Genomic DNA, 26601 nt, shown 5'->3' on the forward strand with positions numbered 1-26601 from the left:
ACAACTAAGTTGCATGGATTATTTACACGATCTTAACGCTTTTTTGCCCGGCATTATCGTAGGTGTTGCCGGTCTTATCGCTCTTTTGATTGACGCCTACAAGGACGATCACGACGGCATATACGGCTTGGCCGTTGCCTCCCTCGCGACCGGTTTGATACTGGCTGTTGTGGATATGTTCGGCCCGGCGGGCGAGGCATTCTCCGGCATGATCACCTATGGCGGGGTTTCTGCTTTTGGCAGTACGGTTGTGCTGTTCGGGGCGCTTTTCTGTGTCCTGATATCCCGGGAGTACTTAAAAGCGGTTGAGCACGACTTCGGCGAGGTGTATGCAATGATCCTTTTCGCCACTTCCGGCATGCTGGCTTTGGCCAGCGCCAATAACCTGGTCATGATCTTCGTAGGACTGGAGACCATGTCCATTTGTCTTTACGTGCTGGCGGGACTGATCAAGGATCGCAAGACCGGAGCCGAGGCCGCTCTTAAATACTTCCTGCTGGGGGCTTTCTCAACGGGTTTTCTGTTATACGGGATGGCCCTGCTTTACGGGGCGACGGGTTCGCTGAGTATCCCGGAAATTGCCCGGGAGGCCAGCTCCGATCTTCTTTTTATCGGGGGGGGCGGCCTTCTGCTTGTTGGTTTTTTCTTTAAGATATCCGCGGTTCCTTTTCATATGTGGACGCCCGATGTCTATGAAGGCACTCCCACGACGATTACCGCTTATATGGCCACGGCCTCAAAATCTGCGGCATTTGTAGCGCTGATTGTAGTGGTGTCGAAGATGATACCCGCTGAAACGGCCGACTGGTCGAATGTTATAGAAGTGGTTGCTATTATTACCATGATACTGGGCAATATCATTGCACTGGTTCAGGACAACGTAAAGCGTATGCTGGCTTACTCCAGTATTGCCCACGCCGGTTATCTGCTGGTTGGATTGGCCGCAGGCACGCCCGAAGGGTACAGCGCGGTGCTTTTTTACCTGTTGGCGTATTCCATTATGAATATCGGAGCCTTCGGCATTGTCGCCTACTACGAACGACAGCAGGGCTTGGACTTTACGGATGTCAATAATTACGCGGGACTTGGATTCAAGCGACCCATTATGGGCGTGATGCTTTCGCTCTTCCTGTTCTCGCTGGCGGGCATCCCCCCGCTGGTCGGATTTTTTGGTAAGTATCTGGTTTTTGCCGCTGCGATCAATGCCGGGATGATTGGTCTTGCCGTTGTGGGCGTACTGGCAAGTGCGGCAAGCGTCTATTATTATTTGCGTCCCATGGTCTACATGTATTTCCGTGAACCGCATAAGGATGTCCCTTTCGTGCAGGCCGGCATGGTTTATAAAACAACGCTCATTGTATTAGCTATCATGACGATTTATTTCGGTGTGGCCTTCGGAGGGTTACACGATCTCATTTCCTCTTATTACACGGGCGACTGGGTGGCCTTCCTCGGAAGATAAAGGCGGTATGGAACCCGTTGTTGTGCAAGCAAGACTTTATTTTTTTGCTTTTCCCCACATAAAATCTGAGCGATTTAAAAATCGAATCCCTCGGAGGTTTGGTATAAGAAACCCGGGATAGGCCCCGGCCGGGCTTCGCAGAACACGTTACTAATACTTATTGTTTCAAGCACCTACGCTTAAGACAGTCTCAAAGATTGCCCCTGTGAACCTCAAAAATCCTGCTAACGGTTGTGGGAAAAGGAACTTTTTATTGCCGGGAGAAGATTGTAATTGACGGTAAAAAGCGCTATTTTTGCGTGCCTGCTGGCGAGTGAAAGTCACTACGCCGGCTGTTTCAAACCGAAGCAACCAAAGGAAACATATCACACATGAGTAAAAACTATTACGAGCTAACCTATATTATTAATCCCGTTCTCGAAGATGATCAGTACGAGGAGATCGTGGGGAAATTTACCGATTATATTCGCGATAACGGGGGAGAAATCGATGAAGTGGATGAGTGGGGAATACGCAAGTTCGAATATGAGATGGATAAAAAATCAAGCGGCTATTACGTAAACGCTTATTTTTCAGCACCCGGCGAGCTTATAGAAAAACTGGAACGCGCTCTTCGCATTGATGATCACGTGATGCGCTATCTTACACTTAAGTATGACGCTAAAATGCTGCGGCATCGCGAACTTCAGCGTAAGAATGCCGTACCGACCGTCTTTGTTGATGAAGAGGAAGGAGAAAGTGAAGAAGACGAAGATTAATTGAAATCCATTTTGATAACTACAACTATTTTTTGTTATGATTAAGAATCCATCACATCCGAAGAAGGGACAGATAAAAACACGCTCGTGCAAGTTTACCAAAGCGGGCATCGAGTATATCGATTACAAAGACACTGAACTGTTACAGCGTTTTATGAACGACCAGGGAAAAATTCTGCCCCGCCGTGTAACGGGAACAAGCGCAAAGTACCAGCGCCAGCTTTCCCGTGCAATTAAGAGGGCCCGTTTTTTAGGAATGATGCCCTATGTAGCAGATAACCTTCGATAAAAAATTTACTATTTCCAATGGCTAATAAATACATGAAATTAATTTTACGAGAAGATGTGGAAAAGCTCGGTGACTCCGGTGATATTGTCGAGGTTAGAGCCGGCTATGGCCGGAACTACCTGATTCCACAGGGAAAAGCTATGATGGCTACCGACGGGGCGCTGAAGCAGCTGGACCGCATTAAGGAACAGGCGGAACGTCGGGCTGAGCTTACCATTGAAGCGGCGCAGGAGATGGCTGAGCGTCTTGAAACCACTTCCGTCACTATTCCTGTTTCGGTGGGGGAAGACGAGCGTATCCACGGCTCCGTAACCAACCAGGATGTCGCGGAGGCCCTGGAACAACGCGATATTACCATAGACAAGCGTAAGATTTCGTTGGACCAGGACATCAAAACGTTGGGTGAATATACGGCTACCGTAAATCTTATCGGTGAGATTCAACCGCAGATTAAGGTTTGGGTCGTAAAAGAATAAAACGTTGACTGCGACGTTTTAACCTAAACTGGCAACAATGGATGCGTATTTAAAATATGTCATGGGGATCATCATATTGATGGTATCCCCATTTTTTGTTCAGGCCCAGCAGATGCTGGACCCCGTTACGTATACTGTTGCGGAGGCCCCGCCCGAGGCAGAGGCCGGGGCCGTTTTCGAGGTGACGGTGCACGCCTCCATCGAGGGTCAATGGCATTTGTATTCGATAGCGAACGACCCGGACGCGGGTCCGTATCCCACCCAGTTCAGTTCAGCCAATCCCCGGATGAAGGTGGCGGGGGAGGTCCGGGAGACCGAACCTTCCATAGAGATGGACCCCAATTTTAACGCAGAGCTGGGCTGGCATACCGGAGAGGCGACTTTTACTATTCCGGTGGCTTTCAGTCCGGATACGGAAGGATCTTCCATGATTGACCTGGAAGTCCTGTACCAGGTTTGTGATGACAGCTCATGTTTACCCCCCAAAACCAAGTCCATTACCCAGTCGATTACCATCAGCGGGGTTGCGGATGACCCCTATACTGATTTTGAAGAAACATCGGAAAGTACGAACGGAGAAACCGCTACCTCGGCCAACACCCCCGATAACACGGGAGACCTGACGGATTCTTCCGGGGACGACGAAACGTCAACTGCCGGAACGATCACCGGTAGCAGTTTGGGCTTTGGCAGTGGTGGCATCTTGTCATTTCTGTGGATTGCACTCATGGCGGGTTTTGCCGCACTGCTCACGCCTTGTGTATTTCCGATGGTACCGCTGACAGTTTCTTTCTTTTCAAAACAGAAAGAAGGTCAGGGCAGCAGGAGGGCGGTGGGACAAGCGTTTGCTTTTGGGGTGGCTATCGTGATTACGTTTACCATCCTGGGAGCACTCCTGGCCCTGTTGGTCGGGGCGTCAGGGGCCAATCAGTTTGCTGCCAATCCATGGGTCAATCTTTTTATTGCTCTCATTCTTGTTGTTTTTGCGGTCAGTCTGCTGGGAGCTTTTGAGCTTCGCCTGCCGTATCAACTGACGAACTGGCTGAATAAAAAAAGCAATGAAAGTTCAGGTATAGCCGGTATTCTGTTCATGGCACTGACCATTAGCGCGGTATCGTTTTCATGCACAGCACCCTTTGTCGGTGGTGTTCTGGCCGCGACGACCGGTGGCGAATGGTTTTACCCCATTATCGGGATGGCCGCCTTTTCGGCGGCATTTGCAAGTCCCTTTGTAATCTTTGCCCTTTTCCCGCGCTGGCTGGAATCGCTGCCGCAAAGCGGCTCATGGATGAATATCGTTAAAGTTCTATTAGGCTTCATTGAGCTCGCCGCCGCCATCAAGTTTTTCTCCAATGCCGATTTGGTCTGGCAGTGGGGACTTATTTCCCGTCCTTTTGCCATTGCTGCCTGGATCGCTATCTTTATTTTGGCCGGTCTCTATGTGCTGGGAGTTTTTACTCTTTCTCATGAAACCAAACCGAAAAAAATCGGAACAGGCCGGTTAATGCTGTCACTTCCATTACTGTTGTTTAGTTTCTATCTGATCCCGGGATTGCTGGGAGCTTCACTTGGAATATGGGATTCCTGGCTGCCTCCCAAACAAGCTACAGATGTAAGCGTAGTGCAGACACTCGCACAGCAGGGCACCACAAGTACAAATAACGACGCCCGGAAATCCTGGTCAAGCAATTACCAGGCTTCCGTGGAAAAAGCGAAAAAAGAAAATATTCCCGTATTTATTGACTTTACAGGCTATACGTGCACTAATTGCCGGGCCATGGAAGCCAATGTATTTCCTCAGCCATCTATTCAAAAACGATTTGCAAAAATGGAGCAAGTGCGTTTATATACAGACGATGGATCTGAAGGTCCAAAAAATCAGCAATTTCAATTTGAGCTTACAGGTACCGTTGCACTCCCCACATATGTAATTGTGGAACCGGAAACCGGAAGAATCCTGGAACAACTGGTGGGTTATGCCAGTAAAGATAAATTCCAGCGATTTTTGGACACAGGCCTTCAAAAATTTAATAACTTAACAAAAAGGCAACAAATTGGGATGAAATGATAGAAATTTGATATCAGAATGTGTGAAAAGAAGTGAAAATATTTTTTTTGCTTCCTTTCTTTGACATTTTAAATAAATTAATCTATCATTTTCCATCTTTACAAGCCCTTATAAACTGATAACTAATTTAATTTAACTGGAGTAATCGTATGACATCGTCAATAACACTCTTTTTCCTTCAAGCAGGAGCGGATCAAGGTTTTTTTAATTTAATCGTCGAAAGATTTAATGAAGGTAACGAGGGTGGGTTTATGTGGCCGGTCCTTGTCGCTCTCATCTTAGGTTTGGCTATTTTCCTTGAACGGATCATAACATTAAACCTGGCAGATATTGATACCCGCAAATTTGTGGTTGATGTACAGGAAGCCCTCGATGAGGGAGGCGTGCCTGCTGCCCGTCAACTTTGCGCTGAAACCCGCGGACCGGTTGCCTCTGTTTTCCAGGCTGGCCTGATGCGGGTGGACGAAGGCATTGATGCGGCAGAGAAGGCTATTTCAGCATACGGATCGATAGAAATGAGCTTTTTGGAACGGGGGCTCGTATGGCTCTCTCTATTCATCGCTATCGCCCCGCTGTTAGGTTTCCTCGGGACGGTTGTGGGTATGATCCAGGCGTTTGACGCCATCGAACAGGCCGGTGATATTTCACCCTCGCTGGTAGCCGGCGGTATTAAGGTAGCACTTCTTACGACAGCTGCAGGCCTTCTTGCGGGTATTATTTTGCAGGTTGGTTACAACTACTGCGTATCCAAGATCGACCGCATTATTTCTGAAATGGAGGAGAGCTCCATTACATTAATCGACTCTATTGTGATGCTCAAGGAAGGAAAACAAGTCGCTCCTGATGAGTCCGGTGAGTAAAATAACCTTGAAATTAATGCTAATTCTTATTTAATATTATGATTGTAACAATAGCAATAGGATTAGGTTTGGGGTTAATCGGACTCGGTATCTTAGGAATGCTGATTTCCGGTATCCAAAGCCTTATTAAAGGAAAACAGGACTATAAGAAGATTCTGACGATGCTGGTGCCCTTTGCCTTTTTTGGAATTGCCTTTGGCATCTTCGGCGATATCACACAGGCAGGGGTAGCCACGATGTTGTTTATGCTGGCACTCATGATCCTGACAATCTTTCTTACCGGTTTGCGCGGTACATTTAATGTATAATTCTTAGGTTCTAACACTATGTTTAATAAAAACAGGAATCGAGACGAGGCCGAAATAGGAGGAGCAGGAATGGCAGATATTGCCTTTCTGCTGCTTATTTTCTTCCTGCTCGTCACAACAATTGATATCGATACCGGTATCGGCCTTCAGCTGCCTCCGGCCCCTGAAGAAGATCAGGATCCGCCCCCCATTAAGGAGCGTAATTTGCTCAATATTCTTGTCAATGCCGAGGGGATGATATTGATCGATGATGAACCAACGCAGGTCGAGCAGGTAAAACAGATCTTAAAAGATTTTGTAACCAACCGCGGGGAAGATCCCGATCTTTCCGAATCTCCCGATAAAGCGATCGTTTCGATTAAGACTTCCCGGGAAACGCCTTATCGAACGTATATTAATATGCTCGATGAAGTGATGGGCGCCTATAACGAACTGCGCGATGAGGCTTCACAGTCCGAATTTGGCGTTCCATACAGCCAGCTCGAGGATGACAGTGAACAGCAAGAGGCGGTACGGGATATCTATCCCAAGAAAATTTCAATTGCAGAACCAGATGAAGGATAAGATCAACTATGGCACATTTTAAAAAGAAATCGGCTAATACAAGCCAGGACATCCCGATGTCTGCTATGCCGGATATCATCTTTATGCTGCTTATCTTTTTCATGGTGACGACCGTGCTCCGTGAAGTTGAGCTTCAGGTTCAAATTAATTACACTGAGGCGGAAAATATTGAGAAAATTGAGCAGAAACGGCTGATCAGCTATATTTACATAGGTCCCGAAAAGCTTCAGGGCAATCAACTGGGGGAGCCGCGCGTACAGATAGACGACGCTCTTATTGATGATATTGGAGCCGTTCGAAATATTATGTACGACAAGTACCAGGAACAGCCAAAATTGATTGTCTCTCTCCGTGTAAATGATGAGACAGGGACAGGCCTTGTTACGGATGTTCAGGAAGAACTCCGTGAAGCTGGGACCCTGAGGATAAACTACTCCACAAGGCAGGAGACGGACTAAAAAACATAGCATACATTTTTTTTGAAAGGCAAGTACACACCCGTGTACCTGCCTTTTTTATTTATAACAGCAGCAGAATATGGATAAAGAATCATTTAGGACGATAGAGTCATTAGGCCGCGGCGAACTTATCGAAGAACTGATGGAGTATAATTCCGTCAACAGGGATGAGCTCGTACAGGGGTACGGAGATGATTGCGCGGTCCTGGAAAATAAGGGGACCGGGGGATATCAGCTGCTGAGCTCGGAAAGTTTTATGGAGGGAGTTGATTATGATTTGACCTATGTTCCTCTTCATCACTTGGGCTATAAAATTGCCACGGCTGCTGTCAGCGATATTTATGCGATGAATGGCACCCCGGAGGTGGTCCTGGTGAATCTTTCTGTGCCAAATAAGATCTCCGTCGACATGCTGAAGGAAATATACCGCGGGATCGGCGCGGCAGGAAAGGATTACGAGTTTCAGATAGCAGGCGGCGACTTGACCGCTTCTCACCAGACACTGGGCGTCAGTATCAGCTGTTATGGAAGCGTTCCGAAAAACAGGATAATCTACCGGAAAGGGGCACGACAGGGAGATGCTATCTGCGTGACCGGCGACCTGGGCGGAGCCGCCGCCGGCTTGCGCATACTTATGCGTGAGAAGAAATTTTGGCGGGAGCAGGAGCAACAGCAGGCTTTTCAGCCGGATCTATCCGATTATGAATATGTGGTGCGGCGACAACTGGTACCGGTGGCCCGGAAGGATTTCATTGAGCGGCTTTCCGATTTGAACCTCTCGCCCTCTTCCATGATCGATTTGACCCAGGGACTGGTCAGTGAGCTCAAGCATCTGGCCGGGGCCTCGGAGACGGGAGCTTATTTTTACCAGGCCGCCCTTCCCATCAGTTTGGATACCCGTTCGGTGGCTGACGAAATGAAAGAAGATGTTGACAAATACGCCCTGTACGGGGGCGAGGATTTTGAACTGTTGTTTACCCTTCCCGAACAAAAAGTGGAAAAATTAGCCGACGAATTCAGTGATTTTACGGTTATCGGAAAAATAACCGACTCCTCAGAAGGTATTCGCATGCAAAAAGCAGAGGGAGACGTGGCCGTTTTTGATGGGAGGGAAGAGTAAAAGAGGACTTAAATAAACAGGACCAAGTGTTTGTGTACTACAGAGCATACGTTTTGGTGTTTTAAACCGTTAATAAAAAGTAAGTGCAAGTAAATCCGGGGTATATTACGCACACTTTAATTATTTGCCGTATATTTATACGATAAATTCAATTTGCTACCATTCTGTACATGTCCGAAAAAAAGAATTTTTCTAATAAAAACCTGAAAAGCCCCAAAAAGGGAGATGAGAAATCCCCTAAATTTCCTATTTGGATATATGTGGTCCTACTCTTGGCCCTGTTCGGTATTCAAATCTATTTTATGAATACCAGCAATGGGGAACAAATAAAATACAGCACCTTTTTATCGTATGTTGAAAAGGGCTACATCGAGGAGATTACGATAGAAAACGGAGCCTATATCAGGGGTGAGTACAGTAATAAAGCCGTCAAAGAAGGCGTCGTGACCCCGGAGACTGCGGAGGAGGAAGGATGGCAGCTTGACAGCAGTTCGGCAAGCCAAAACAGCTTTACGACCACCATGCTAGAGGGCGATGAGATTCGACCCATGTTAGATGAGCATGGCGTTGTGTATGACGTACGCATTGAAGACGACTGGTTCAGCGGAATTTTAATTTGGCTGATACCCATCGGACTGGCCATCATTTTCTGGATATTTATTTTCCGCCGGATGAATCCGGGCCAACAGGTACTGAATATCGGCAAGAATAAAGCTTCGCTTTACGACAAGCAGAAAGAAAACGAAGTCTCCTTTAAAGATGTGGCTGGACTTGAAGAGGCAAAGGCGGAAGTAGAAGAGGTCGTCGAGTTTCTGCGCACCCCCAAGAAATTTACCAAGCTGGGAGGAACACTGCCCAAAGGGGTCCTTCTGGTGGGACCTCCGGGTACGGGTAAAACGCTGCTGGCCAAAGCTACGGCCGGCGAAGCTGATGTGCCCTTTTTTAGCCTCAGCGGGTCTGATTTTGTGGAGATGTTTGTAGGCGTGGGAGCCGCCCGGGTACGTGACCTGTTTAAACAGGCCAAAGAAAAGGCGCCCTGCATCATCTTTATTGATGAGATTGATGCTATCGGACGAAGTCGCGGAAAGGGAATGATGATGGGATCGAACGATGAACGGGAGAATACCCTGAATCAGCTCTTGAGCGAGATGGATGGCTTTAACACCGATAAAGGGGTTATCATCATGGCCGCAACCAACCGCCCGGATGTCCTGGATACGGCACTGCTCCGACCGGGACGTTTTGACCGGCAGATTCTAATTGACAAACCTGACCTCAGGGGGCGAATGGAGGTATTGAAGGTGCATGCCCAGAAGCTGAAGCTTTCCGAGGATATCGACCTTAAACTACTGGCCTCACAGACGCCGGGCTTCGCCGGTGCTGAACTGGCAAACCTCTGTAATGAAGCCGCTCTCATGGCTGCGCGTCGCGGTAAGGAACAGGTGGAAATGGAAGACTTCCAGGATTCCATTGAACGGGTTATAGCGGGACTCGAGAAGAAAAATAAGCTTATCAATCCCCGGGAACGGGAAATTGTGGCTTATCACGAATCGGGACACGCCATTGTGGGCTGGTACCTGGAACACACTGATCCGGTGTTGAAGGTAAGTATCGTACCCCGGGGATTGGCCGCCCTGGGCTATACCCTGCAAACGCCGCTTGAGGACCGTTTTCTCATGACGACCGAAGAGCTTAATGATAAGATTTGTGCATTGCTGGGGGGGCGGGTTGCAGAAGAAATCATTTTCGGACGTATCTCAACCGGGGCCCAGAACGATCTGGAACGCATCACCAATTTGGCTTTTGCCATGGTGGCCGAATACGGAATGAGTGAAGAAATTGGCTACCTCTCGCTTAAGGATTCTCAAAACCCTGAAAACAGCTACGGCTTCAATAAAAAATACTCCGAACATACCGCAGAACGTATTGATGATGCGGTAAGTGAAATTATCCGAAACAACTATAAGCGTACGAAAGCTCTAATCATCAAGCACAAAGATAAGCTTGAAAAAATGGCCGACACGCTACTGGATAAAGAGGTTATCGACCACAATGATTTAAAAGAGCTGCTGGGCGACCATCCCGAGGGAAAATACCCGGATGGAATTTTTGCCACCGAGCAGGGATTGAAAACTTCTAACGGTCACGGGGACAGGGGTACGGATGGCGGGGTCGCAGAGGAAGAACCTGCCCGGGAAGCAGAGAGCAATATTTCGGACCAGGGAGAATAGGGGGCAGATTAGGCTTTCTATTTCAAGAGTGAGAAGTTGGAAAGGTCCGGATTCGGGTTTAGTGGATGTATTCCGTATGACGCATGTAGGTAGTGGATATGTCGTCCTCTACGCACTCTGATAGTATAATCATAATAATTTAGGAGTAGTTATCGAATAGTGCGTTTTTACCCACTATTCATTCATCCACTGGAGTCTGTCCTGATCTTTATCTGATACCGCCTATTTTTTTTCTTTTACGGCAGCCCGTACCAGTTAACATCAGGGTTACAGGGGAATAACTTTTTCGTAACGATTGCATAATATTCGAGGGATCAGGCGATCCGAGCAGCCCGCTCCTTTCAAACATTACCGTCTATGGCGCTCCCAACAACACGGATGATTTCAAATCCGGGATGCGTCTGCGCGAGGATTTTACCGGAGACTACCGGAATATTATTCTCAGCAACATGCCCGGTTATAACTTTGTACTCGAAGGAGCTGCTGGCGATGAAAATGAAGCTGATCAGACCTGGGATAACTATGATAGCGGAGAAATGATGCTGACGAATCTCTATATCTGGGGCAATGCCCTCGGATGGGAGAAAGGGGGGACGCGAAACGCTATTCCGATTCCTACATGGAAGCGAATCCCCTGTTCACGGATGCCGACAACTATGTTTTTACCCTTCAGGCGGAATCGCCGTCACTGACGGGGGCTGATATTCCTTCCGACTCCTTTTTTGAACAGGTTGATTTCGCCGGGGCGATGGGATCCGAAGACTGGACCCGCGAAGGCAGCTGGGTCCGCTGGCCGAATCAATAATTTCTGCCTACCGTAATCGTTTCACATACATCGTGTGAGGTGTGCTGATCACAGGGAGGCTCTGTTGAAAGCGGTGCCTCCTTATTTTTTTAGATCATATTCCAAATGCTATGAGGTTATCAACATCAGGCGTCATTTTTTGCCGGTTGAACCGGAACAGGATGTATTCAGGACCAAAATGGTATCAGGCAGGAATTCGGAAGGGAACAGAGAGTTCGGAGCAGGACGGGGAAACGGAATCAGGGCCTTCCAGGCCATAATAAATTTGAAAAAAAACTTTAAGGGTTATAGTTTAGGTAGATATTTTGGAACCTTGGCTTTTACATATTCGTTTTGGAGAGTCGATATTTCAAACAATAAAACAGCATGGATTTGGTTTTTGTTACACGTAAGGCACATTTTAACGCAGCTCACCGCTTACACAACCCCGAGAAGTCTGATAAATGGAACCGACAAACGTTCGGCAAGTGTAATCATGAGAACTGGCACGGGCATAATTATACTGTGAAGGTGACGGTTGCAGGTAAAGTGAACCGCGCTACCGGATACGTGATCGACTTGTCAACGCTGAATTCGATTATTGAAGAACGCATTGTTGAAGAGTGTGATCATAAGAACCTGAACCTGGACGTCCCGTTTTTAGAGGGCATTATGCCTTCAACGGAAAACTTAGTCAAAGCTTTTTTTGAGCAAGTCGAGGAACCGATTGCAAAAGAAGCACAGGGCAGTGGGTTCCTTTACAGCCTTGAACTGGAGGAAACCGAACGAAATTCAGCTGAATTTTGTCCTTATCGCTTGGGAAAACCATTACCTGAAATTGAATAATATTTATTGAACAGCAGTACAAAAGAATGATTTCCACCACATTGAAACGACACTACGATCCTACATTTATAATTTCTGACGAATACAAAGAAAGCTTGCCTGACTTGCAGAATGGTCCAGCTTCTTTGATTGAAGGAGCTAATGTGCCCATTCAACAGGTCGGGATATCTGATTTTAAGCTTCCTATGAAGTATCCCCGTCCCGATGGAGAATTGATTACACTTGAGACTTCTGTCGATGGGTATGTTGGACTTGAAGCCGGTAAGAAAGGCATCAACATGAGCCGGATTATCCGCCGGTTCTATGATTTCAAAGATGATATCTTTCACCTTAATAAATTGAAAGATGTCCTGGATTTATATATAGAGGAACTGGATGTACGGTCGGCGTATATACGTCTCTCTTTTAACTATCCTATTTTACAGGAAAGTCTTCGTTCCGGCCTTGAGGGGTATCAGTATTACCGCGTAGCTCTTGAAGGTACATTAACGCCCAATGGCAAGTTCAGAATGTTTATGCACATGGATTATGAATACAGCAGCGCTTGTCCTTGCTCGTATGAACTTGCAGAACATGCCAGAGAATCCCGGGGCGTTGCAGGTATTCCACATAGCCAGCGTAGTCTTGCGACCATCAAGATTGAACTGGAGGAAGAACTTTTTGTAGAAGAGGTGGTGGAACATTGCCGCACGGCTTTGATGACTGAAACGCAGGTGATGGTAAAGCGAGAGGATGAGCAGGCGTTTGCTGAGATGAATGCTGCTTACCAGAAGTTTGTAGAGGATGCGGCCCGCTTGCTATATGAAGAGCTTAATACCGACGAGCGAATTAAAGATTTTGTAATCCGCTGTGTCCATGAAGAAAGCCTGCACAGTCACGATGCGGTCAGCCGTATATATAAGGGTGTTCCCAACGGACTGCGCTGACACGGATTTCTCACAACCAATCAAAATACACACTATTTCTTGGTGAGGGTGAGAAAGGCAGGTTAACGCTAACTAAACTAACCTGTTAAATCTCGCAACAATTTCCATACGAAAAGGGTTGCCAAACTTTGAAAATTGGCAATCCTTTTTAGTAATGGTTTTTGCCGGGGCGTATTACGTCAGGGCCTGGTCCAGAAGTTTCTGCTGCTCCGCTTTGTGGATTTTCACCTGTCCCGCCGCCGGTGAAGCTGAGGCTTGACGTCCCGCATAACGGAGGGACTGGTTTTCCTGAAGCTGCCGCATGATGCGGGGCGCGACAAATGTCCACCCACCCATATTCTTGGGCTCTTCCTGGCACCAGACGATATCATCCACGTGCTCATACTCCGACAGGATATCTTTTACGTCCCGGTCGGGGAAGGGATAGAATTGTTCCAGCCTTGCAATAGCGATGTTGTCAATCTCCTCGTCTTCGCGCTGTTTATACAGATCGTAATACACCTTGCCCGAGCAGATAATCAGCCGATCAATACGGCTCTTGTCTTCCACTTCCCGGTCCGCAATAAAAGGCTGATAGGCCCCCTCTGCCAGGTCTTCGGTCCGCGACGTCGCCAGTGGATGACGCAGCAGGCTCTTGGGCGACATAATAATAAGCGGCCTTTTGTCCTCCTGCATGGCCTGTTTGCGGAGGATATGGAAATACTGGGCAGGCGTAGTCAGGTTTACGATCTGCATATTGTCTTGCGCGCAGAGCTGCAGAAAGCGCTCCAGCCGGGCGGAAGAGTGCTCGGGGCCCTGTCCCTCATAACCGTGCGGGAGTGTCATCACAAGTGCTGATTTTTGTCCCCATTTCGCTTTGCTGGATGAAATATATTGATCGATGGGTATTTGAGCGCCGTTCACAAAATCACCGAACTGGGCTTCCCAGATGACCAGCGCGTCGAGCTTGGCCGCGCTGTAGCCAAATTCAAATCCCACGGAGGCGAATTCGCTGAGCAGGCTGTTATACGGGTAAAAGGGCGCCTGGTCCTCATTCAGGTTATTTAGCGGGGCAAATTTCTGGTCCGTCTCCGTACCGTGAAGGATGGCGTGACGGTGAGAGAAGGTCCCCCGCTCGGCATCCTGCCCGGTAAGCCGCACCGTAGTACCGTTTTTCAGCAGCGAGCCGATAGAGAGGGCTTCGGCAAATCCCCAGTCGATCTTTTTCGTATTTTTTTCTACTATTTCTGCCCGTTTTGCCAGCTGTTTCAGCAGTTTGGGGTTGGCATCGAATCCTTTGGGAACGGTATTCAATTTAACGGCAATATCCTTGAGTTCCTCTCCGGGATAGGCCGTATCCGGGAATTCCGGCCACTCATCCTGACTGGTTTCGTGGCGTTCGATCATATCGTCGGTGACTTCAAGGGGCGAGGCGTTTTTGGCATCCTCAAAGGCCTCCCGAAGCAGCTCGTCAAATTCGTCAAAAAGTTCCTGCGCTTCCTCCTCCGTCAGTTCTTCCTGGTTAAGCAGGTGTTGTGCATAGAGGTCGCGGACCGGCGGATGCGATTCGATCTCCTGGTACATGCCGGGCTGGGTGAAGGCGGGTTCATCGCCTTCGTTATGGCCATACTTCCGGTAGCAGATAAGGTCGATAACGACATCTTTATTGAATTTCTGGCGGTATTCAAAAGCCATCTGCATGGCATGGACCGCTTGTTCGGGGTTGTCGCCGTTGACATGGAAGATGGGGGCCAGGATCATCTTCGCCAGGTCGGAGGCATATTCAGTAGAGCGACCGTCTTTCGGAAGCGTGGTGAATCCGATCTGGTTGTTGATGATGATATGTACCGTGCCCCCGGTTTGATACGCCTCCAGTTGGGACATGTTAAGCGTTTCGCTCACCACACCCTGGCCCGAGAAGGCGGCATCGCCATGGATGAGAACCGGCATAATATTTTTGTTGGCGTCATCCGCCTCATCATGATCCTGTGTTGCCCTGGTAGCTCCTTCCACTACGGGATTCACGGATTCGAGATGACTGGGGTTCGGCATTAACTCAATATCAATATCCCTGCCGGCTTTCGTACTGTACTTGCCTTCAGCTCCCAGGTGATACTTGACATCCCCGGAGCCCTGTATGCTGTCGGGATCGAGATTACCTTCAAAATCGGCAAAGACTTTACGATAGGGTTTGTTCAGAATATTCACCAGGATGTTTAATCGTCCCCGGTGAGCCATGCCCATGAATATTTTTTCTACTTCTTCTTCCCCTGCTTTTTCGAGCATGTGATGCATCATGGGAATCAGGGTATCAGCGCCTTCAAGCGAGAACCGCTTATGGCCGATATATTTTTTATGAAGGAATTGCTCGAACGCTTTGGCCTGGTTTAGTTTGTGCAGTATTTCCTTCTTTTCATCGATATTCAACTCAGGCGTATTGGCCGTAGACTCCATCCGCTCGCGCAGCCACTGCCGCTCATCCAGGTCCAAAATGTGCATGTACTCGGCGCCGATCTTACCGCAGTAGGTATCGCGAAGCAGGCGCACAATTTCGCGCAGAGGCGCCTTTTCGTTCCCCCCGAGTCCGCCGCAATAGAACTCGCGGTCCATATCCCAGAGGGTCAGGCCGTAATATTCCAGATCCAGTTCGGGACTGTGGTCCGGCTCGTCGCTCAGCGGGTCGAGGTCCGCCAGTACGTGTCCCCTTGTACGGTACATATTGATAAGACGCATAACGGCAATAGCCCGCTTGTTATCCTCAAGCGAGGCCCCCTGGCCGTCGAGCTGACCCACATACTTGTCCTCCCCAAAAGGCAGGGGATCGTAGGAAATGTCGAGATCGTCAAAAATCTCCTCGTAAAACGTCTCTTCGCCATTAAGCAGGGTATGAATTTTTTTCAGGAAAGAGCCCGATTCCGCTCCCTGGATCACCCGGTGGTCGTAGGTAGAGGTCACCGTCATCACTTTGCTTACTCCCAGCTTGCTGAGCACTTTTTGCGACATCGACTGGAATTCCGCCGGGTAGTCAATGGCCCCGGTGGCAATAATCGTACCCTGGGTATTCATCAGGCGGGGAACAGACTGCACCGTCCCGATCATCCCGGGATTGGTCAGCGTGATGGTGGTGCCGTCAAAATCGGATAGCTCTAACTTGCCGTTTCGAACCTTGTCAATAAGGTTGTTATAGGCATGGAAAAACTCCCCGAAGTTCATTTTGTCAGCCCCCTTGATATTGGGCACCAGCAGGTTGCGCGATCCGTCCTTGTTTTGTACGTCCACCGCCAGTCCCAGGTTAACCTGGTCGGGAATCACTTTATAAGGATCGCCATCCTTGCGCACAAATGAGTTGTTCATATTGGGAAACTCTTTCAGCGCTTTTACTATAGCCCAGGCAATATAGTGGGTAAAGGAAGACTTGGGCTCATCGTGCTGGAGGAGATGACGATTGATAATCGCCCGGTCCTCAATGAGCATCTTCATGGGCAGCACGCGGACCGACGTTGCAGTAGGAATCTGAACGCTGTCGTCCATATTTTCGACAATCTTGCTCGATACCCCCTTTATTTTTTCGAGCGTCTTGCCCTTGGGAAAGTCCTTTTCTTCCTCCTCCTTCTTCTTTTCCGGAGCAGCTGTTTTTTTATTCTTTTCACGTCTTTTGTTAGAGGCAGGGGTGCCATTGCCGGCCTTCTGGGCTTCCTCTTTTAGCTCTTCAATGGAATCGTCCTCATCAAGCTCATCAAAATATTGTCTCCAGTGATTGGGGACTGATGTAGGATCCTCTTTATATTGATTAAATAGTTCTTCAACAAGTGCAGAATTGGGTCCAAATACAGCTTCCAGCGACTTCAAAATGTATTCTTATTGAGTGAGATTAAAAATTAGCAACAGTCAAAAAAACGGATCAATTCACTGTTAAATTTGACTGATTTTTTTGGTTTCTTTAAGTGATCAGGAAATAACTCTAAAGTTAATCATTGTAATGTTAAAATACGATTATTCAGGGCAGTTAATTTTTATTGTAAAGAGCATTGAAAATCGTTCTTTTGGCCAATATCTGCATTTTCGCGAATTCAGTATCCTCGCATGTGTTTTTATATATAATATATGCTGTGGTTTCGAATTCACTCAGGTTTTGATATTTCCCGATGCTTCGGGACTGGTTTTTCAAAGCCCTCTTGTGCTGAGCCTGCACGATCGTATATCACTATGAATCATTAATATTAATTTCAAGCAATTTATGACTAATAACGTGAGCGACCAAACCGGTGCCGGGAATATAACATGGGACCTTTCCGATCTGTATGCATCTATAGACGATCCCGACTTGCAAGACGATAAAAAGCGTGTGCGTAAACTCGCCAAAGAGTTTGCCTCGTCATATAAAGACAACGTAACGGAGTTTGATGAAAAAAACATGAAGCAGGCCCTGCATGATTATGAAGAAATTTTAGAACTGTTGGGCAAAATAGGATCGTATGCCCAGCTTATCTGGTCGACGGATACTTCAAACGCCGAATATGGCAAATTAGTTCAGCAGGCGAATGAACTATCCTCGGAAATCCACCAGCAGCTGGTCTTTTTTGACGTGGAATGGCTGGCGATGGACGATGAAAGAGCGAACCGCCTGATTGAGAGCGAAGAACTGCGTTACTACCAACATCACCTGGAAACATCGCGCCGGTATAAACCCCACATTCTGGATGAAAAAGCGGAACAGGTACTCTCGGCCAAAAAGGTAACCGGCCGCAGTGCCTGGAATCGCTTTTTTGACGAAACGATGGGAGCAGCTCGCTTTACCCTGGATGGAGAAGAACTCACCCAGCAGGAAGTGCTGAGCAAGCTGCACGAGCCGGATCGCGGGTTGCGAAAAAGGGCGCATGCCGCGCTAACAGAGACCTTCTCCGAATTAAGCCGGTCGCTGACGTTTATCTTTAACACGCTGCTGGCCGACAAGCATACCGACGATAAGCTGCGCAACTATTCCAGCTGGATATCCTCACGTAACCTGGCGAATGAAATCGAAGACGATACGGTCGATATTCTGGTCGACACCGTAACGGATAACTACCACCTTGTTCACCGCTTTTATAAACTCAAGCAGTCACTGTTGGATTATGACGAGTTCTACGATTACGACCGCTACGCACCGCTGTTGCAGAATGAAAAGGAGATCCGGTGGGATAATGCCCGCAGCACCGTTCTGGACTCGTATACCGACTTCCACCCGGAGATGGGACGCATTGCCGGCGAGTTTTTTGATAAAGACTGGATCGATGCCGCGATAAAGCCGGGTAAACGGGGCGGGGCTTACTCCGCCAGCACCGTCCCCTCCGTCCACCCGTATGTGTTTATGAATTTTGACGGAAAGATTCGTGATGTCCAGACGCTGGCTCATGAACTGGGACATGGGGTACACCAGTACCTCTCGCGTGAGCAGGGCGTACTGCAGGCCAATACCCCGCTCACGACCGCAGAAACGGCTTCCGTATTTGGGGAGATGCTGGTTTTCCAGGCCCTGATGCGCGAGCTCGACGATCCCAGAGAAAAGCTGGCCCTGTTGATCGGCAAGATTGATGATACTATTGCCACCGTATTCCGCCAGGTTTCTATGAATCGTTTTGAGCACGCCATCCATACCAAACGCAGGGAAGAGGGGGAGCTGACGACTGAGGAGTTTTCTTCGCTGTGGCGTCGGACACAGCAGGATATTTACGGGGAATCCGTTACGCTGACGGAGGGCTATAACCTTTGGTGGAGCTATATTCCCCATTTTCTTCACACGCCGGGATATGTGTATGCCTATGCTTTTGGAGAGCTGCTGGTACTCGCTCTTTACGAGCAGTATACCCAGTCGGAAGCCGGCTTTGCAGACCGCTATATTGAGATGCTCCGGGCGGGCGGGGCTGACTGGCCGGAACATATTGTCGGCAAACTGGGTCTGGATATAACCCAGCCGGATTTCTGGGATAAAGGATTGACAGCTATCGACCATATGATTGAACAGGCAGAAGAATTGGCACAAAAGATTAGCTAAGAGATCTATGAACAACTATGCAGCCGCACCTGAAGAAGATCGATCAAAAGCGGAAATAATGGGACAAAAACGCCAGGAAAAGGCATTGAGAGAGTTCAAGCATGTGCTGAAAGATCTCATTTTCCTTTTGCGGAGTGCTTCCGGCATGCAAACCGTGTATATGTACTGGATCAACCGCTCACGTGAACAGTTTGTCCTCGAGACCAAGTCTACCGAGCTCGATAATGTTATGTTTAAAGATCGTCTGACCTTTGAGAACCATTTTTTAAATGAATTTAAGGATATCTCGGAGCCCGCGTCCCGGGAAATAGGACGGGAGATGGACCCCTCTCTGTTGAAACATTATTACGACAACGTACCGGTGCGGTATGTAACCATGCTGCCCTTTGTGAATAACGGCGAAACCGTCGCCATCACCGTACTGGAGGCGCGGGATCAAATTTCTGCCGACGGACAAAGCGATGTTATTTATTCCTATATCGATGCGCTCCGCAATGTCCTGAATACATATCTGGAGATCAGTGACCTCTATGAACAGCAAAATGAATGGATCGATTACGAGAAATGCCTTGACAGGCTGAACGTACGCTGTCATCGTGCAGAACTGGTTAAACGCCTGCTTAATATTCTGCAAGAGTTTCTGCCGGATGGCGGCGTGTCATTTGTCGCGCAGGGAATGGGAAGCTGGTGTAATGTGATGAACTCTGACGAGGCCCGGCATCCTTTGCCGGTCGGCATGACCATGGAAAAACGCTCGCTTGCCAGCGAGGCCGCCGAAAACGGTAATACCGAATTTGCTATTCATTTTAATAATAGTCCCAAGCGATTATCGCCCCGGGAACAGCATACCGAAGGCGCAACCATGGCCATACCGCTGCTGATGAACGATCGCCGGCAGGGGGTCGTGCTTGCACACGATAAAAATCCCCTTACGTTCAAGGAATCGACGAAGCACAAACTGAAGAACCTGGTGCGTGTAGCGGGACTCCAGATCATGGGGAACGATCCCGGTATTGACATTGATGAGCCGGTTTTTGCGAATAAATTCGGAGCTTTTTTGCCCGATTTCTGGAAGAAGACCGTCGATGCTGAGCTCCTGAACATTCGGGAAGAGAAATCGAAGTTTCATTCCTGGTTCGGACTTATTACCCTGTCGAATTTGCCGAAATTGCGCACGAAAATGCGCATCGACCAGCTCGACCAGATGCAGCGCGATTTGGTAAGGACGTTTAATCCTTCTCAATATGGATACACCGGTATTTTAGGCTTTCATTCGGATTATATATACTCCTTCTTTATTCAGAATAAAGATTCCGAGGCCGTTGACAAATGGATCGCAGCCCTCCGAAAAAATTTTTTGAATTCGTTTGAGCTCGACAACGGCATGCATATCGAGACGGATATCACTGTCGGTCCGGTAAAGCTGGTAGGCGAATCACAGGATTCTTACCAGGTGCTGACCAAAGCTAAATCAGCACTTTCGGGAGCCATGAAGTCCGGAAACAATGAGGTTCAATAATAATGGGAAATTGCTATGTAATTGTTATTGATGGGCTGGGAGTCGGTGCACAGGAAGATGCACAGGAATATGGCGATGAACAGGAAAATACCCTTGCCCATATCTGCGGTGAGACGGCCTGCAATCTGCCGAATATGCAGCGGATGGGGCTGGGAAATATCATCCCACTATCTTCCGTGCCCGTTACGGCAGAGCCGCTTTGCGGTTATGGAAAGATGCGCGAGCGCTCCGCCGGAAAAGATTCGACCACCGGTCACTGGGAAATGGCCGGCATCCAGCTCAATCGTCCTTTTCCGACCTATCCCGGTGGATTTCCGGATCCCGTTATCCAGCAATTTTGCGGGGGTGCGGGGATTGAACGGGTGCTGGTCAACAAGCCGTATTCGGGAACCGAGGTTATTGCGGATTACGGGCGGCAACATCTTGAAACCGGCTACCCCATTGTGTACACCTCGGCAGACAGTGTATTCCAGGTGGCCGCCCATGTCGATGTCACCTCCGTAGAGCGCCTCTACGAGTGGTGCGAGTATGCCCGGAATAATGTTCTGACCGGCCGGCACGGGGTGGGACGGGTGATCGCACGTCCCTTCGAAGGGGGTCCCGGGAGTTTTGAACGCATTTCTGACCGGCGACACGATTTTTCCATAGAACCGCCCGAGCACAACCTGCTGAACCGCCTTCTGGAATCCGGTATTAAGACGTATTCCATCGGGAAAGTGGTTGATCTGTTTACGGAACAGCATTTTACCCAGTTTCGACGCACGAAGCGTAATGCCGAGGGAATAGCGCAGCTGCTCAGCCTGATGTCGGCTGTCTCGGACAGTTTTGTCTTTGTCAACCTTATTGACACCGACCAAAAATACGGGCACCGCCTGGACGCCGAAGGCTTTGCGCGAAGCCTGCAGGAGTTTGACCGGGCTATACCGGCCATTATGGATAAGGTCCGGGAAGATGATCTGTTGATGATCACCGGGGACCACGGGAATGATCCTACTTCGACCAGCACCGACCACAGCCGTGAGTTCGTGCCGTTACTGCTGTTTCCCGCATCTTCTGCCGAACAGCTGAACCTGGGCACGCGGCAGACCTTCAGTGATATCGCCTGCACGATAACTGATTTCTATGGGCTGGAAACAAATTTCCCCGGGAAAAGTATGTTAAAAAGGGAATGATAGCTGCCCGGATCTTTGTTCGTAATTATCTAATGGAACCGTTATATTATAGAGATTGAAAAGACAACATTCTGTTATCTTAGGCGTTACCTTACCCTAAACGGATTTGATCGCTGTTCGAACCGATCAATTTTTTTGTGAAAAATGCACTAAAATTATCAATAAACCCATAATATCCCGTGGCAAGAAGTTCAGGAATTTCTACTCGAGAATCAGAATCACTCGACCGTTATCTACAGGAGATTGGCAAGGAAAAACTCATTACCCCGGAAGATGAAGTGCGACTTGCCAAAGAGATCCAAAAAGGCAGTCAAAAAGCACTTGAAGACTTAACAAAAGCCAATCTCCGGTTTGTGGTTTCTGTAGCCAAACAATACCAGAATCAGGGATTGTCGCTCGGGGATCTTATTAATGAAGGGAATCTGGGGCTTATCAAGGCCGCCAAGCGCTTTGACGAAACCCGGGGGTTCAAGTTTATTTCCTATGCCGTATGGTGGATTCGTCAATCTATCCTGCAAGCCCTGGCCGAGCAGAGCCGTATCGTGCGGTTGCCGCTGAACAGGGTCGGAGCGCTGAATAAGATAGGTAAAGAGCTTTCAAAGCTGGAACAGGAATATGAACGGGTGCCTTCGGCCGCCGAACTGGCCGAAAGCCTAGATATGACGGTTTCGGAAGTGGCGGATACGCTCAAGATTTCCGGGCGCCATCTTTCCGTGGACGCTCCTTTTGCCCAGGGAGAAGATAATCGCCTGCTGGATGTGCTGGAAAATGAGGAGACGCCGGATCCCGATAATGACCTGATGGGAGAATCGCTCAAGGTGGAGATCGAGCGGGCACTTTCCAAGCTGACCGATCGTGAAGCGGAAGTTATCCGGCTTTATTTCGGAATTGGCCGCGAGCATTCACTGACACTCGAAGAGATCGGCGAGCGATTTGACCTGACCCGTGAGCGTGTGCGTCAGATTAAGGAAAAAGCACTTCGCAAGCTGCGTCACCATAACCGAAGTGCCGCGCTGAGAGCTTATCTGGGTTAGTGGTTTTACAAAATATCCGTTGATAAAGAGCCCCGACCTATTATCGGGGCTTTTTTATTGTGCCAAACTTTTAATAGAATGAATAAAGTGACAGAAACGAATATTTCACATAAAATCATATAGATCCCGACAGTGACATTCGTTGAGGTTCCCCTGTCAGGGGCAGCAATCCGGCTATGAAACAATCTTCGGTCATATTTCTTTTGATGGTGTTGCTGTGCGGCTTTGCACAGGCCCAGGTGCTGCCTTTTCGGACCTACTCCATCGAGCATGGGCTAAGTGAATCAGTTGTAAACGATCTCATCCAGGACAGTGAAGGCTACCTTTGGGTCGCTACCAGCTATGGCTTAAATCGCTTTGACGGGATCCAATTTAAAAGTTATTACCTCGAAAATGGATTGCTCGATAACAGGGTTACGGCTCTCTACGAGGACCACAACAACCAGCTGTGGATCGGTACGGAAAGCGGCGTAAATGTCCTCCGGTCCGACAGCATTCATACTCCGCGGGAACTGCGGTCCCTGCAGTCAAGTACGGTGTTAGCTATTTACCAGGATCAGCTGAATGATTACTGGTTTGCTACCGACGGGGAGGGGGTCTGGCACCTGGACCGAAGGGGGAATTTAACCCAGTACCGGGAGGTCAACGGCCTGGGAGGAGATCGGGTTCGCGATATTGTGGAGGATGACCGGGGAAGGCTTTGGTTTGCCACGCGCGGGGGACTTACGAAGTTGGAGGGAGGTAATTTCAGGACATTCACTACCGAAGATGGCCTGGCCGATAATCGGCTTCGCGACCTGGCCCTGACCTCCGACGGCATATTGTGGGTGGCTACGCGGGGTGGTCTGTGCCGGGCGGAGGAAGACGATATCCGTTGTTACAGCGAAGAAGACGGACTCGTTAACAACCGCATACAATCTATTTCTGTCACCGAAGCGGACGCACTCTGGCTTGGTACGGAGGAGGGAGGCAGCTTTTTTGAGGATGAGCACTTCACGAACTATGCAATTGAGGAGGGACTGGTCAATAATATCATCCAGGCTACACAATACGATCGTGAGGGCAATATATGGTTTGGTACGTTCGGAGGGGGTATAAGCCTGTTTTTAGGCGGCGGTTACAAAAACTATACGGTAGAGGAAGGATTACCCAATAACGTGGTGACCGCCATCACGGAAGACCCCTCGGGCAGCCACTGGATTTCAACCTACGGGGGAGGGATAACCCGTATTGACTCCTCGGGCTCTGCTACTACCTACGACAGCGAGGATGGATTGGTTGACAATAAAGTTTATACCCTTGATTCCGACGGAGCAGACCGTCTTTTTATCGGCACGAGATGGGGATTAAGTATTTTTGACGGACAACAGTTTGTTAATTTCGATGAAGAAGAACTGCCCTTTCGTAAGATCCGTGCCGTCCATCAATTGCAACAGGAACCCGGCAGCTGGTGGCTGGGAACCTACGGAGAGGGGATTCTTAAATATGACGGAAACCAGTTTGAACATCTCACGGAGGAAGACAGCCTCGCGAATAATACCGTAATGGCGGTGGAAGAAATGGATGACGGGTCGGTCTGGTTTGCAACCTATGGCGGCGTCAGCCGGCTACGGGATGGCAACTTTACCAATTATACCATACAGGACGGATTGCCGAACAACGGCGTCCTGGATATCCTGAAAGATAAAGCCGGAAATTTGTGGTTTGCCACCTTTGGAGGGCTGGCCCAATTTAATGACGGGACCTTTGAAACGATTACGGCGGCCGACGGGCTCCCCGATGAAGTATGCTACTTTATAGAACAGGATGACCGGGGCATCTTTTGGATTGGCACCAACAGGGGTATTGTTCGGTTCGACTATGGGGCCTACAGTGCTGGACAAAATTCAAGGGAAGTCCCGGCGTTTAAGCTTATTACGCAGGACCAGGGACTTGTGGCCAATGAGATGAATGCCGGCGCCTCGTATAAAGACAGCAGAGGAACCCTTTGGTTCGGTTCGGTAGGCGGGGTAACGCAGTTTGATCCCTCCCAGGAGAAAGTAAACAGAGCACCCCCGAAGATCCATATCGAGAATATCACCGTGTCGGGAGAAAGTATCGGTGTTAAACCGGATCTGGAAGTGGGAAGCGACAACCACAATATGACGTTCACCTTTATCGGTATCAACTTTACCGCTCCCCACCAGGTTGAGTACCGGTATCGTCTTAAGAATTCCGGGGAAGGATGGCAAAGGACCACGCAGCGAAGCGTGCGCTACCCGGCATTGATGGCGGGCGATTATACCTTTGAGGTCATGGCCCAAAATAATGACGGACAGCTAAGCACACAGAAAGCTGAGATTAGTTTTACCGTATTGGCTCCATTCTGGCTCCGATGGTGGTTTGTAGTACTGCTATTACTTGCAGTAGGAGGATTTATAGCGTTTATATATAATTATTATCGTGTTCGAAAGATGGTGGACATCGAACGCATGCGGGTACGAATTGCCAGTGACCTGCATGACGATGTGGGCTCCGCTCTTACGGAAATAGCCCTGCAGTCCGATTTTTTACAGACGATGGATGTTGACGATCCGCTGCAGGAGTCTATTCGTCAGATAGGGAACCAGAGCCGGAAGATTGTTTCCAGCCTCGACGATATTGTCTGGTCGATCGATGCCCGCAATGATACGCTGGGTGATCTTACCGATCGCATGCAGGACCACGTGAACAGCGTGCTGCCCCGGAAAGAGGTTATCTACCAGTTCGACGGCAATATGCGGGAAAAGCTTCAGGTTTCACTGAAAGAAAATTTGTATCTTATTTTCAAGGAAGCAATCAACAATATCGCCAAACATTCCAATGCCGATAAAGTGGAAGTTGTACTTTCAATCCATGGTCCCGGCTTTCTGTTGAGTATCCGGGATAATGGCAGCAGCGCTAAAAATGAGCGCAAAACCGGCCAGGGATTGCGTAACATGAAAATGCGATCAAATCGTATTGGCGCAGATATTACCTTTAACAACAGCGAGGGGTTTGAAGTGCGCGTGGAACACGCAGGGTAGTGCCAGCAGGCAATATGACCCCAAATATTCACCTAAATCATATTCTTATGACTTCAGTCGCAGGCATCGTCGAAGACAATAAAAAGATTCGTGACCTGATTCAACGGTATCTGGATATGCAGGACGACCTGTCCTGTCCCGTTGCCGTGGATTCTGTCGAAGAGATGCTTGAATACCTGGAGGAACATCCCGGGCCGGATGTCATCCTGATGGATATACAGCTGCCCGGCATGTCGGGTATCAAGGGGATCAGCATTATCAGAGATAAGTACCCCGATATCGAGATCATCATGCTGACGGTTTATCACGATTCGCATAAGATATTCAAGGCCCTGCGGGCCGGGGCGTCGGGTTACCTGCTCAAGCATACTTCGCTGCCTGAAATTAAAGAATCTATCCTGAAACTGCTGGACGGCGGGGCCCCGATGTCTCCTCAAATCGCGCGCAAAGTGATCACGCATTTTCAGGAAGAAATGCCTAAAAAAGATCCCGATTCGAATCTGACCCCCCGGGAGCACGACATTGTCAATGGCCTTGTCGATGGCTTAAGCTATAAAATGATCGCGGACCGGTATGATATATCCATTGATACCGTACGCGCACATATACGAAACATTTATAAGAAGTTACACGTTAACTCTAAAGCAGAGGTGATTGCAAAATCACTGA

General features: G+C 48.7%; 21 protein-coding genes. 20 read left to right on the forward strand and 1 reads right to left on the reverse strand.

The features are described 5' to 3' along the window. From ACESLU_RS02410 to folE2, 14 genes are all read left to right on the forward strand, one after another. A partial coding sequence (locus tag ACESLU_RS02410; RefSeq protein WP_372634609.1) for an NADH-quinone oxidoreductase subunit N occupies window positions 1-1462 on the forward strand: 1462 nt, incomplete at its 5' end. Between the two features lie 371 nt (window positions 1463-1833). Next, window positions 1834-2220: a 30S ribosomal protein S6 gene (rpsF, locus tag ACESLU_RS02415; RefSeq protein ID WP_372634611.1), complete on the forward strand. Its 387-nt coding sequence runs from the start codon at window positions 1834-1836 to the stop codon at window positions 2218-2220. A 37-nt stretch (window positions 2221-2257) separates the two neighbouring features. Further along, entirely contained in the window at window positions 2258-2509 is a 252-nt protein-coding gene (gene rpsR, locus ACESLU_RS02420) for a 30S ribosomal protein S18 (RefSeq protein WP_372634613.1), read from the forward strand. Between the two features lie 32 nt (window positions 2510-2541). Further along, the gene (gene rplI / locus ACESLU_RS02425; protein ID WP_372634615.1) at window positions 2542-2985 is read left to right on the forward strand and encodes a 50S ribosomal protein L9; all 444 of its coding nucleotides are present in this window, start codon (window positions 2542-2544) and stop codon (window positions 2983-2985) included. Between the two features lie 37 nt (window positions 2986-3022). Beyond that, window positions 3023-5053, forward strand: a complete 2031-nt coding sequence (locus tag ACESLU_RS02430; RefSeq protein ID WP_372634617.1) for a cytochrome c biogenesis protein CcdA — start codon at window positions 3023-3025, stop codon at window positions 5051-5053. A gap of 149 nt (window positions 5054-5202) precedes the next feature. After that, window positions 5203-5913, forward strand: a complete 711-nt coding sequence (locus ACESLU_RS02435; RefSeq protein WP_073062654.1) for a MotA/TolQ/ExbB proton channel family protein — start codon at window positions 5203-5205, stop codon at window positions 5911-5913. A 38-nt stretch (window positions 5914-5951) separates the two neighbouring features. Next, on the forward strand, window positions 5952-6221 hold the full coding sequence (locus tag ACESLU_RS02440; protein ID WP_372634620.1) for a hypothetical protein: 270 nt from the start codon (window positions 5952-5954) through the stop codon (window positions 6219-6221). A gap of 18 nt (window positions 6222-6239) precedes the next feature. Further along, entirely contained in the window at window positions 6240-6785 is a 546-nt protein-coding gene (locus tag ACESLU_RS02445; RefSeq protein ID WP_372634623.1) for a biopolymer transporter ExbD, read from the forward strand. Window positions 6786-6793: 8 nt separating this feature from the next. Further along, window positions 6794-7243 (forward strand): ExbD/TolR family protein, encoded by a 450-nt coding sequence (locus ACESLU_RS02450; RefSeq protein ID WP_372634626.1) that lies wholly within the window; start codon window positions 6794-6796, stop codon window positions 7241-7243. A gap of 79 nt (window positions 7244-7322) precedes the next feature. Then, window positions 7323-8363 carry a thiamine-phosphate kinase gene (thiL, locus tag ACESLU_RS02455; RefSeq protein ID WP_372634628.1) on the forward strand — a complete coding sequence of 347 codons (1041 nt, stop codon included), beginning with the start codon at window positions 7323-7325 and terminating at the stop codon, window positions 8361-8363. Between the two features lie 170 nt (window positions 8364-8533). After that, entirely contained in the window at window positions 8534-10594 is a 2061-nt protein-coding gene (gene ftsH, locus ACESLU_RS02460; RefSeq protein ID WP_372634631.1) for an ATP-dependent zinc metalloprotease FtsH, read from the forward strand. 577 nt (window positions 10595-11171) lie between these two features. Next, window positions 11172-11399 (forward strand): hypothetical protein, encoded by a 228-nt coding sequence (locus tag ACESLU_RS02465; RefSeq protein WP_372634633.1) that lies wholly within the window; start codon window positions 11172-11174, stop codon window positions 11397-11399. Between the two features lie 366 nt (window positions 11400-11765). Further along, a complete protein-coding gene (locus ACESLU_RS02470) occupies window positions 11766-12224 on the forward strand; it encodes a 6-pyruvoyl tetrahydropterin synthase family protein (protein WP_372634636.1) in 459 nt (152 codons plus the stop codon). 26 nt (window positions 12225-12250) lie between these two features. Then, window positions 12251-13150, forward strand: coding sequence for a GTP cyclohydrolase FolE2 (gene folE2, locus ACESLU_RS02475; protein ID WP_372634639.1), 900 nt, complete (start codon window positions 12251-12253; stop codon window positions 13148-13150). A 174-nt stretch (window positions 13151-13324) separates the two neighbouring features. On the opposite strand, the gene ACESLU_RS02480 is transcribed toward folE2, so the two are convergent. Continuing rightward, window positions 13325-16978 (reverse strand): multifunctional oxoglutarate decarboxylase/oxoglutarate dehydrogenase thiamine pyrophosphate-binding subunit/dihydrolipoyllysine-residue succinyltransferase subunit, encoded by a 3654-nt coding sequence (locus tag ACESLU_RS02480; protein ID WP_372634641.1) that lies wholly within the window; start codon window positions 16976-16978, stop codon window positions 13325-13327. A gap of 388 nt (window positions 16979-17366) precedes the next feature. Between ACESLU_RS02480 and ACESLU_RS02485 the strand changes: the two genes are divergently transcribed. From ACESLU_RS02485 to ACESLU_RS02510, 6 genes are all read left to right on the forward strand, one after another. Further along, window positions 17367-19163: a M3 family oligoendopeptidase gene (locus ACESLU_RS02485; protein ID WP_372634644.1), complete on the forward strand. Its 1797-nt coding sequence runs from the start codon at window positions 17367-17369 to the stop codon at window positions 19161-19163. Between the two features lie 7 nt (window positions 19164-19170). Further along, window positions 19171-20682: a GAF domain-containing protein gene (locus ACESLU_RS02490; protein WP_372634647.1), complete on the forward strand. Its 1512-nt coding sequence runs from the start codon at window positions 19171-19173 to the stop codon at window positions 20680-20682. Continuing rightward, window positions 20682-21854, forward strand: coding sequence for a phosphopentomutase (locus tag ACESLU_RS02495; protein ID WP_372634654.1), 1173 nt, complete (start codon window positions 20682-20684; stop codon window positions 21852-21854). Before ACESLU_RS02490 ends, ACESLU_RS02495 begins: the two co-directional genes overlap by 1 nt. A 179-nt stretch (window positions 21855-22033) precedes the next feature. After that, window positions 22034-22888, forward strand: a complete 855-nt coding sequence (locus tag ACESLU_RS02500; RefSeq protein WP_073062696.1) for an RNA polymerase sigma factor RpoD/SigA — start codon at window positions 22034-22036, stop codon at window positions 22886-22888. Between the two features lie 176 nt (window positions 22889-23064). Then, window positions 23065-25932 (forward strand): two-component regulator propeller domain-containing protein, encoded by a 2868-nt coding sequence (locus tag ACESLU_RS02505; protein ID WP_372634649.1) that lies wholly within the window; start codon window positions 23065-23067, stop codon window positions 25930-25932. A 47-nt stretch (window positions 25933-25979) separates the two neighbouring features. Then, on the forward strand, window positions 25980-26601 hold a 622-nt coding region (locus tag ACESLU_RS02510), incomplete at its 3' end, for a response regulator (protein ID WP_372634651.1).

Origin of the sequence: Fodinibius sp., assembly GCF_041642155.1 — a bacterium.
Classification (GTDB): domain Bacteria; phylum Bacteroidota; class Rhodothermia; order Balneolales; family Balneolaceae; genus Fodinibius.